The following is a 9,385-nucleotide window of genomic DNA, read 5'->3' as shown; positions in this document are numbered from 1 at the left end:
ATGCTCGGCTTCTTGAATCTGCGTACGCGTCGAAATATTCACCACAGCCGGCGTCGCCTTCTTCAGCATAGGCGAAAGGCTAGGCAGGGGTTGGCCATCCACGCTGGTCGGCCAGGCCGCATACGCTGCATTCAGAAATAACAGCAGACCGGCCAAAAAAAGCGGAAGCAATCGACGGTTATCGCTCATTCGTTATACCTCGGTCGTTTCAAGAAGATTGAATGGCCCGGATCCTTGGCCAACGATAATTGATAGACATCACAAAGTGCTTACGGAGGGATGGTCTATTATATGGAAGCGTAGGAAAACCGAACAACAATGCTATCGGCTCGGATGCCGGAAACGATCGATGCTCGAAGTCCACAAATTCGAATACTCTAGCAACACGAACATGCCCCCTGCCTTGAGCGCCTCTGATGCACAGGAATTGCGCCGCCTGATTCCACTGAATACGCTCTCGGATAGCCGATTCGAGCAGCTCTGCTCACAGATCCGGATCGATGAGGCGCCGAAAGGCTCCATTCTCTTTCGACAAGGAGAAACGAAGAACGAGTTCGTGTACCTGTTGAGCGGCACGATATCGCTGCAGGCAGGGGGAGTCGAAATGGATTCGATCAGTGGCGGCACGGATACGGCCCGATTCGCCCTGGCCCACCAGATTCCGCGCAAAGTTTCGGCTGTTGCGAACGATACCGTCAGATACGTCAGGATCAAACCGGAAATCATAAACCAACAGGAGGAACTCAACCGAGACGTGCCTACGTACAAGGTCAGCGACATTCCGGAGGAACCCACGCGCGACTGGATGACGGCGCTGCTCAAGTCGCCGCTCTTTCAGCGCCTGTCTCCGGCGAACATTCAGGCCATTCTTCGCAGTCTCGAAGAAATTGAAGTCAAAGCGGGCGATGTCATTTGCCGTCAAGGCGACCCCGGCGACTTTTATTACATCATCAAGAAAGGACGCTGCGCCCTAACCCGCAAGCCGTCGCGGCTCGCCAAAGAGATCAAGCTGGCCACGCTAAAAATCAGCGATACCTTCGGCGAGGATTCCCTCATTTCCGGAGACCCGCGCAATGTGACGGTCACTATGGTGACCGACGGCATTTTGCTGAGACTGGACAAAGCCAGTTTTATCAAGCTCCTTAAGGAACCGGTGATATCTCATGTCGACTTCGAAACCGCCCAAAGAATGGCCAGTCGCGATGCGGTATGGCTGGATGTCCGAGCGCCGGATGTCTACGAGCAGGGCCGCTTGCCGGGAAGCCTTAATATTCCGTTCTTTTCACTGCGGGTGATGCTTCCCACCCTGAACCGGCAAGGCAAATACCTTTTGGTTTGCGAAGACGGACGGCTCAGCGAGGCTTCCGCTTTCCTGCTAATTCGGTACGGCTTCGAGGCTCACGTGCTGGCCGGCGGTATCGGCAACGTGCCACGGGATCACTTGGTCGTCGAAGCGACAAAATGGTCTCCCTCCCGCTCGTCGACCGCCCCAACGTACTCGGCATCTCAGCCGGGGCAGTCCGATTTGACAACATTCGAAATGGACACTGACATCGCCCAGGATTCAACTCGACAAGAAGGGCTATTGTCCGGTCTGTATGAGACGGCGGACTACGAAGGCGGCCGAACCGAAGATTCGGAAGAAACCCGAACCACTCTCGATACTGCCCCGCTTGCGGAGCCAGCGTCTCGGGAGAGCGAATCGCTCGGTCCAATTTCTTCAATGGACCATGCACCGACATTGGATGCGCTACTCTCCTCTGAGCGGAAGAAAAGCCGGGATTCGGAAGACCAGTCGGCCGCATTGCAGCGCCGGCTGCGGGAACTCGAAGCAACAATACAAGAAAGTCTTTTACGGGAACGGGATCTCGCCGAGCGTTTGGCGGCATCCGAAAACACGGCCGCAGAAGCGGTTTCTCGAACCCATGCGTTGGAAAAGCAGTTGACCAAAGCCGGCGATATTGTTTCGTCTGTCGCATCCGTCACAGAAAAGTATCAGCAGGCTGAAGAGCGATTGCTAAAGGCCAAGGGAGAGATCGACTCTTTGAAAGCAGAACTCGAAAAGGCTCGCGAACTGGCAAGCGATCGAGAAGCCGCGCTACTATCCTTGCGCGAAAATTATGAGCTCCTCTTGGCGGAACATGCCAAAAATGCCGGAGCTCGAAACAATCCCGAGTTGGACACCGTGCGCCGCCAGCATGGCGACGAACTGATGGCGCTGCAAGCCAGACTGCGTGACATGGAGGAGGAAGGCAACCAGCTCAGAGAGGCACTTCAATCGGCCCGGACCCGGCTGGCCGTTATGGAATCCGCCGCGTCCGCAGCGCAAGCGGGCAATGAGGATCAGAAGAAGAAACTACACTTCGAATTCGCCGTCACATTCCCGGTAACCCTCGTGATAACGTTGTTGCTGACGGCGCTTGTCTTTGGCGGGCTATTCGGCACGGCATCCGGCCGAAAATTCCTCAGCCGCTTGCTGACGCAAACCAGTCAGGCATCCCCCGAGCGTATCCCGCCCAACCCGATGTCCTCCGCGCCGATGCAGGGTTCATAAGCTCTCGCCGATATGGCAGAAAAAGGTTTTCAGATATTCGGTCTCTGGAATCGCGGGATGCACGGGATGATCGGGCGCCTGTCCACCGCGTCCGAAGAAGACCAGATGGCGATCCAAACTTCTCGCCGTCGCCCGCAAAAGATCGTGCAGAGTCTCCCGCTGCAAGTGAAATGAACAGGATGCGGATACCAGTATGCCGCCCGGAGCCAATACCTGGATCGCGCCTTGATTCAGCCGCCGGTACGCTTCTACGCCTTGACCGACATCTTTCTTGCGCTTGATCAGAGCCGGAGGGTCGAGCACGATCACGTCGTAGCGCAGCCGTTCCTCCCTTGCCCGCTTCAAAAATTCGAACACATCGTCCTTGACGAACTGCATTTTCTCCATAACACCATTGAGCCGGCTATTCTCGGCCGCCAAGGCCAAAGCGGCCTCCGAGCCGTCCACGCAGTCGACCCTTCCCGCTCCGGCGAGCGCCGCCTGCACGCCCCACGCCCCGCTGTATGAAAAAAGGTCCAGTACGCGCAGACCGCGTGAAAGCTTCGCCAACACGGCCCGGCTCTCGCGATGATCGAAAAACCAGCCGGTTTTTTGGCCGCCGACCGGATCAACCTGAAATCGTGCGCCGTTTTCTTCGATTTCGATTGCCTCCTCCAGAGCACCTTTGACGATGCGCGTGTAAGTCTCGAGTCCTTCCAAGGCTCTGAGGCTGGACGTGTTTTTCAAGACAATGGCGCTCGGGCCGAACAAAGCCTCGATCGCAGCCGCCAGAGGTTCCTGAAGCTTCTCCATGCCGGCCGTATTCGTCTGAATGACGAACACATCGCCGAAACGATCGACCACCGCCCCGGGGATCCCGTCGCTTTCGCCGTATACCAGCCGGTAAAAAGGCTTGGAAAACACCCGTTCTCGTAATTGCAGGGCGCGCTTCAAGCGCTGTTCAAAGAAGGCCTGATCGATCTCCGCGTGCACGTCCCGAGTCAAAAGACGGGCGCATATCAGCGACGCCGGGTTGACGTAGGCGATGCCCAAGACTTGCCCGCGTGAACTCTCCACGATAGCCAAATCACCCGCCCCGAAAATCTTGAGCGGCGTCGCCGAGATATCCACCTCGTTGCTGAAAATCCACGAATGGCCCCCGCGCAGGCGTCGTTCTTCATTTTTCTTGAGGCGTATCGAAGGTAACTGGCTCATAACTGTCGCTGAAAATAAAAAATAGTTCGCCATTATCTCGCACGATTCCATCCTTTGCAGAATCTAAAAAACCGAGCGCCCGCTTCGGCCGGCGGCCGCGGCGAGCCGGATGGTGTACAATGGCGGTTTTCTCTAAGCAGGCAATTTTGTGGAACAGTTTCACGGCACTACCATCGTGTCCGTCCGCCGCGGCGACAAAGTGGTCATCGGCGGCGACGGCCAGGTGACTATGGGCAACACCGTCATGAAAGGTAATGCCCGCAAGGTCCGCCGGCTCTATCACGGCCGCGTGCTCGCGGGTTTTGCCGGCGCAACCGCCGATGCGTTCACCTTATTCGAGCGCTTCGAAGGCCAATTGGAAAAGCAGCGCGGCAACCTGACCAAAGCGGCGGTCGAATTGGTGAAGGACTGGCGCACCGACCGAATGCTGCGCCGGCTGGAAGCCTTGCTTGCCGTCGCCGATTCGAAAGCATCCTTGATCATTTCCGGCAACGGCGACGTCATCGAACCGGAAAACGGCCTCATCGCGATCGGGTCCGGAGGGCCCTTCGCCCAGGCAGCCGCCCGCGCACTGTTGGAAAATACCGAATTGGGCGCTGTCGACATCGTCGAAAAGTCGCTGCAAATTGCCGCCGATATCTGCATTTATACCAACCGCAATCTGGTTATCGAAGAACTGGACATGCAACGGGAACTGCACGAACACCCATGACGCACATGACTCCCCGAGAAATCGTCCACGAATTGGACAAACACATCGTCGGTCAAGCCGCCGCCAAACGCGCGGTCGCCATAGCCTTGCGCAACCGTTGGCGGCGTATGCAAATCGAACCCGCGCTCCGCGAAGAGATCACGCCCAAGAATATCCTCATGATCGGTCCGACCGGCGTCGGCAAGACCGAAATCGCCCGCCGCCTCGCGCGGCTTGCCAACGCGCCGTTCATCAAGGTGGAAGCGACCAAGTTCACCGAGGTCGGCTACGTCGGACGCGATGTGGAATCCATCGTTCGCGACCTAGTCGATGCCGCGGTAAAAATGACGCGCCAAACCGAGATGGCGAAGGTACGAACCCATGCCGAAGAATCGGCCGAAGAACGGATTTTGAACGCTTTGCTGCCCGGCGGCTCGGGCTGGGGCGGAGAAGGACAGGCCCCGGAATCGGCGACACGCCAGAAATTCCGGCAAAAGCTCCGTAACGGCGAACTCGATGAAAAAGAAATCGAGATCGAAGTCAGCGCCGCACCGATCGGCGTGGAAATCATGGCGCCGCCCGGCATGGAAGAAATGAGCAATCAGCTCCAGAGCCTGTTCCAGAACCTGCACACCGGACGCACGCGCACTCGCAAGTTGCGGGTCAAGGATGCGCTCAAGCTCCTTCGCGAGGAAGAGTCGGCCAAGATGATCAACGAGGAGGACATCAAGTTGCGCGCCGTAGAGTCGGTGGAGCAAAACGGCATCGTATTCATCGACGAGATCGACAAGATCTGCAAGCGCGGCGAGTACGGAGGCCCGGATGTTTCGCGCGAAGGCGTGCAGCGCGACCTGCTGCCCTTGGTGGAAGGTTCCACCGTGAGCACCAAATACGGCATGGTCCGGACCGATCACATCCTGTTCGTCGCCTCCGGCGCATTCCATCTGTCGAAGCCCTCCGACCTCATTCCGGAGCTTCAGGGGCGATTGCCCATTCGGGTGGAGCTGAACGCACTGACCGTGGAGGATTTCATCCGCATCCTGACCGAACCGGCCAGTTCCTTGACCGAACAGTACGCCGCGTTGCTCGCCACCGAAGGCGTCGAACTGGAGTTCACTCAGGACGGCATCGCCCGGATCGCCGAGATTAGCTGGGAAGTGAACGAGCGCACCGAGAATATCGGCGCCCGACGGCTGCACACCGTATTGGAAAGGCTTCTGGAAACGATCTCCTACGAAGCGCCGGATCATGCCGGAAAGTCCGTGGTCATCGACGCCCAGTATGTCGACCGGTATTTGTCCGAGCTGGCCCAGGACGAAGACCTGAGCCGCTATATCCTTTAACCGGCAGTCCCGCCATGGCTGCGCCCCTGCCCACCGAGATCAAGCTCCATCAAAAATCGCGGGTACTCGAAATCGCGTTTGAAGACGGTTCCCGCTTCGAACTGCCCTGCGAATACCTGCGGGTTTATTCGCCGTCCGCCGAGGTTCGTGGCCACGGACCGGGCCAGGAGGTCCTCCAGCTCGGGAAAGAGGATGTCACCATCACGGCGATCCGGCCGGTGGGCAATTACGCCATCGCCCCCAGCTTCAGCGACGGCCACGATAGCGGGATCTACACTTGGGAGATGCTGTACAATCTGGGCGTGCATCAGGCGGAACTCTGGAACGAGTATTTGAAAAAACTGGAGCAAGCGGGATACGAACGTCGAACCGAGGCGCTTCGGAGCCGATAAAGGCGCCGAGAAGGTGATTTAGATCACGTCCCGATCCACGCTGAAGTATAAGATCAACACATATCTCGCCAGGCGATCATCAAGAAACCATCCGGCCACTTACGAATGAACGATCAAAAAACCACCCACTTCGGCTTCCGTGAGGTTCCCGCGAACGAAAAGGCCAGAATGGTCAAGGCCGTATTCGACTCGGTCGCGGGCAAGTACGACGTCATGAACGACCTCATGTCTTTGGGTATTCATCGTATTTGGAAGCGGATCGCCCTGCAGCTGAGCCACGTGCGCTCCGGCGAAAAGGTTCTGGATCTTGCAGGCGGCACCGGAGACATGACGTCTCTCTTCCAGAAACGGGTCGGTCCGAACGGCCGTGTCGTTCTTTCCGACATCAATGCCGAGATGTTGAAGCGCGGCCGCGACCGGCTGATCGACGAGGGCGTGGTCGACAACGTCAGCTATGCGCAGATCGACGCCGAAAAGCTGCCGTTCCCGGACAATTATTTCGATTGCGTCTGCATCGCGTTCGGTCTACGCAACGTAACCCACAAGGAGGTCGCGCTTCGCTCGATTCACCGCGTCTTGAAGCCGGGCGGGCGGGCGATCATACTGGAATTCTCCGAAGCGCAGGGGGATCTGTTCAAAAAGGTCTACGATCTCTACTCGTTCAAGGTCCTGCCGATGCTCGGCAAATTCATTGCCAACGATGCCGAAAGCTACAAATATCTGGCCGAGTCCATCCGGATGCATCCCAACCAGGAAAAGCTCAAGCAGCTGATGCTCGAAGCCGGTTTTGAACGTTGTGAATACTTCAACCTGACCCACGGCGTCGTCGCCGTCCACCGGGGCTATAAGGTCTGACCGTGATGGCTCGTCATCCGGTGTTGGCCGGTATTCTTGCCGAAGCGCTGGAGCGTGCGGTCGCGCACTATTTGAGCCTGGATTCAGGCAACAGAGAACTACTGGCCCCGATCGCGGGCAAAGTCATCGAGCTTCGACTGCATCCGTTCGAGCTGTCGATTTATTTCTGCCCGACCGATTCGGACGTACAAATTCTCGGCGATTTCGGCGGCCGGCCGGACGTTACTCTGGCCGGTTCGATTCCGGCCTTTGCCAAGCTCAGGTTCGGCGAACCGGCCAGGCAACTCCTCTCTTCCGGCGACATCGAAATCGACGGCGACATGGACACGGCGCGCCGCTTCCAGGCGCTGTTCGAGAAGCTGGACGTCGACTGGGAGGCCCACCTTGCCCAATATACCGGCCGAGCCTTCGCCTCCGCCTGCTTCGACCTTGTTCGCTCGGGGCTCGGTTGGACCAAAGATTCCCTGAACACCTTAAGACTCGACCTTGCTGAATATTGGCAGGAAGAAAGCCGGGAATTGCCGGCGCAATTCGAGGCTGACGCCTTTTACGCCGAAGTCGACCGGCTTCGCGCCGATTTCGACCGCCTCAAAGCCCGGATAGAGCGGCTTCGGTGCTCGCTGCCGTCTGATTCCTCGTCTTCCGAATCCGCTGCCTAGGAACATCTCGCCCGTGATTCGACCGAAACAGATCCGGCGTTTGCTGCACATTCAACGCGTGCTGGTGCGTCACGGCCTGGACGAATTGGTGCTGGCCACTCACCTGTTTCGGCCGATCCGCTTTGTCGGCACCCTTTCCCCGAACTATTGGCTGGGCGCCAAAGACGAACCGCGCGGCGTTCGGATCCGCCGAACGTTGGAAGACTTGGGTCCCATTTTCGTCAAATTCGGCCAAACCCTGTCCACCCGCCGGGATCTCCTGCCGGACGACATCGCCGAAGAATTGATCAAGCTTCAGGACCGCGTGCCGGCTTTCCCCGGCAGCGATGCCAAAGCCATCGTCGAGCAGGCATTGGGACAGCCGGTCAGCCTGGTTTTCGCCGAATTCGAAGAGACGCCGCTCGCTTCGGCCTCGGTGGCGCAGGTACACGCCGCGCGGCTGCACGACGGTCAGGATGTAGTGGTCAAGGTGCTTAGACCCGGCATCGAAAAGCAGATCCGCTCGGACATCGCCTTGCTGTACGAGTTGGCTCGGCTCGCGCAGCGCTTCTGGAGCGACGCCAAGCGTCTTCGGCCGATCGAGGTCGTCGCCGAATTCGAAAAGACCATTCTGGACGAACTCGATCTGGTCCGTGAAGCGGCCAATGCCGCCGAGATGCGGCGCCGTTTCGAGGATTCCGAGATACTTTACATTCCCAAGATCTATTGGCCGTACACGCGGCGGCAGGTCTTGGTCATGGAACGCATATCGGGCATTCCGGTCAGCGACGTGGAAACCTTGAAACGCGAAGGCGTCGATTTCAAGCTTCTGGCGGAACGAGGAGTGGAAATCTTCTTCACGCAGGTGCTGCGGGACAGCTTCTTCCATGCCGACATGCACCCCGGCAATATCTTCGTCACGCCGCCCGCTCAGTACATTGCCGTCGACTTCGGCATCGTTGGGAGCATTTCACGGGAAGACAAGCGTTACGTCGCCGAAAATCTTCTGGCCTTTTTCAACCGCGACTACCGCCGTGTCGCGGAGATGCATATCGAATCGGGATGGATTCCCAAAACCACCCGCGTCGAGGAATTCGAGTCCGCCGTACGCGCCGTGAGCGAACCGATCTTCGAAAAACCGTTAAAGGACATCTCCTACGGCCATTTGTTATTGCGGCTGTTCCAGGTGGCCCGCCGCTTCGATATGGAAGTGCAGCCGCAACTGGTGCTGCTCCAAAAAACCCTGCTGAATATCGAAGGACTCGGGCGCGACCTCTATCCGGACCTCGATCTTTGGCAGACCGCCAAACCATTTCTGGAACGTTGGTTCAAGGACGAAATGGGACCCAAAGCCGGCCTGAGAAAAATCCAGTCGCAGCTTCCGGAATGGGCGGAAAGCTGGCCCGAGATGCCCATGCTGATCCATCGGATGCTGGAAAACGCGGCAACCGGAAAGCTGACGGTGACTTTCCAGTCGCGGGAACTCGAACAGATCCATCGGGAAATCACCCAGAACCGGCGGCGCACGCTGACCGGAATCACCGGCGGCGCCCTTGTCATCAGCGCGGCCGTCCTGTCCGGCTCCGCCGCCTCGCTGACCGTCGCCGGAATAGCCGGCGCTTTGGGCGTACTCCTTCTCGTCGGCGCCTGGCTTTAACGAACGATTCAGCATGGCGGCGGGTTTGTCGGCCTACGAGCTCTGCGTCACCGAGTAGGTC

Annotated in this window: 9 protein-coding genes and 1 pseudogene; 7 read left to right on the top strand and 3 right to left on the bottom strand. The window is 58.1% G+C overall.

The genetic code is table 11. The features are described 5' to 3' along the window. Window positions 1-189: pseudogene (locus tag ABJK70_RS15180) on the bottom strand (serine endoprotease DegQ); the annotation flags it as partial. A 160-nt stretch (window positions 190-349) separates the two neighbouring features. On the opposite strand from ABJK70_RS15180, the gene ABJK70_RS15175 reads away from it, so the two are divergent. After that, a complete protein-coding gene (locus tag ABJK70_RS15175; RefSeq protein ID WP_347258378.1) occupies window positions 350-2,554 on the top strand; it encodes a cyclic nucleotide-binding domain-containing protein in 2,205 nt (734 codons plus the stop codon). Here ABJK70_RS15175 and ABJK70_RS15170 read toward each other — a convergent pair. Together ABJK70_RS15170 and ABJK70_RS15165 are read right to left on the bottom strand one after the other, a co-directional pair. Then, window positions 2,549-3,748, bottom strand: a complete 1,200-nt coding sequence (locus ABJK70_RS15170) for a class I SAM-dependent rRNA methyltransferase (protein WP_077728855.1) — start codon at window positions 3,746-3,748, stop codon at window positions 2,549-2,551. The genes ABJK70_RS15175 and ABJK70_RS15170 overlap by 6 nt on opposite strands. Next, window positions 3,711-3,911 carry a hypothetical protein gene (locus ABJK70_RS15165; RefSeq protein ID WP_133717771.1) on the bottom strand — a complete coding sequence of 67 codons (201 nt, stop codon included), beginning with the start codon at window positions 3,909-3,911 and terminating at the stop codon, window positions 3,711-3,713. The genes ABJK70_RS15170 and ABJK70_RS15165 overlap by 38 nt, the downstream gene beginning before the upstream one ends. On the opposite strand from ABJK70_RS15165, the gene hslV reads away from it, so the two are divergent. The 6 genes from hslV (at window position 3,897) to ubiB (ending at window position 9,324) form a co-directional block, all read left to right on the top strand. Beyond that, entirely contained in the window at window positions 3,897-4,460 is a 564-nt protein-coding gene (gene hslV, locus ABJK70_RS15160; RefSeq protein WP_077728854.1) for an ATP-dependent protease subunit HslV, read from the top strand. The genes ABJK70_RS15165 and hslV overlap by 15 nt on opposite strands. Further along, window positions 4,457-5,782 carry an ATP-dependent protease ATPase subunit HslU gene (hslU, locus tag ABJK70_RS15155; protein ID WP_077728853.1) on the top strand — a complete coding sequence of 442 codons (1,326 nt, stop codon included), beginning with the start codon at window positions 4,457-4,459 and terminating at the stop codon, window positions 5,780-5,782. The genes hslV and hslU overlap by 4 nt, the downstream gene beginning before the upstream one ends. A gap of 14 nt (window positions 5,783-5,796) precedes the next feature. After that, window positions 5,797-6,174: a DUF971 domain-containing protein gene (locus tag ABJK70_RS15150; protein WP_077728852.1), complete on the top strand. Its 378-nt coding sequence runs from the start codon at window positions 5,797-5,799 to the stop codon at window positions 6,172-6,174. A 105-nt stretch (window positions 6,175-6,279) separates the two neighbouring features. Next, a complete protein-coding gene (ubiE, locus tag ABJK70_RS15145) occupies window positions 6,280-7,029 on the top strand; it encodes a bifunctional demethylmenaquinone methyltransferase/2-methoxy-6-polyprenyl-1,4-benzoquinol methylase UbiE (protein ID WP_077728851.1) in 750 nt (249 codons plus the stop codon). Between the two features lie 5 nt (window positions 7,030-7,034). Then, window positions 7,035-7,688, top strand: a complete 654-nt coding sequence (locus ABJK70_RS15140; RefSeq protein ID WP_077728850.1) for an SCP2 sterol-binding domain-containing protein — start codon at window positions 7,035-7,037, stop codon at window positions 7,686-7,688. Window positions 7,689-7,701: 13 nt separating this feature from the next. Then, window positions 7,702-9,324 (top strand): ubiquinone biosynthesis regulatory protein kinase UbiB, encoded by a 1,623-nt coding sequence (ubiB, locus tag ABJK70_RS15135; RefSeq protein ID WP_347258377.1) that lies wholly within the window; start codon window positions 7,702-7,704, stop codon window positions 9,322-9,324. Window positions 9,325-9,385 lie beyond the last annotated feature (61 nt).

Origin of the sequence: Methylocaldum sp. (genome assembly GCF_039794385.1) — a bacterium.
Lineage (GTDB): Bacteria > Pseudomonadota > Gammaproteobacteria > Methylococcales > Methylococcaceae > Methylocaldum.
This window is presented reverse-complemented; position numbering and strand designations above follow the sequence as displayed.

Excerpts from the sequence above, each read along its gene's own strand:
- ABJK70_RS15175 (WP_347258378.1), top strand. The coding sequence starts at position 350 with ATGCTCGAAGTCCACAAATTCGAATACTCTAGCAACACGAACATGCCC.
- ABJK70_RS15170 (WP_077728855.1), bottom strand. The coding sequence starts at position 3,748 with ATGAGCCAGTTACCTTCGATACGCCTCAAGAAAAATGAAGAACGACGC.
- hslU (WP_077728853.1), top strand. The coding sequence starts at position 4,457 with ATGACGCACATGACTCCCCGAGAAATCGTCCACGAATTGGACAAACAC.
- ABJK70_RS15150 (WP_077728852.1), top strand. The coding sequence starts at position 5,797 with ATGGCTGCGCCCCTGCCCACCGAGATCAAGCTCCATCAAAAATCGCGG.
- ubiE (WP_077728851.1), top strand. The coding sequence starts at position 6,280 with ATGAACGATCAAAAAACCACCCACTTCGGCTTCCGTGAGGTTCCCGCG.
- ABJK70_RS15140 (WP_077728850.1), top strand. The coding sequence starts at position 7,035 with ATGGCTCGTCATCCGGTGTTGGCCGGTATTCTTGCCGAAGCGCTGGAG.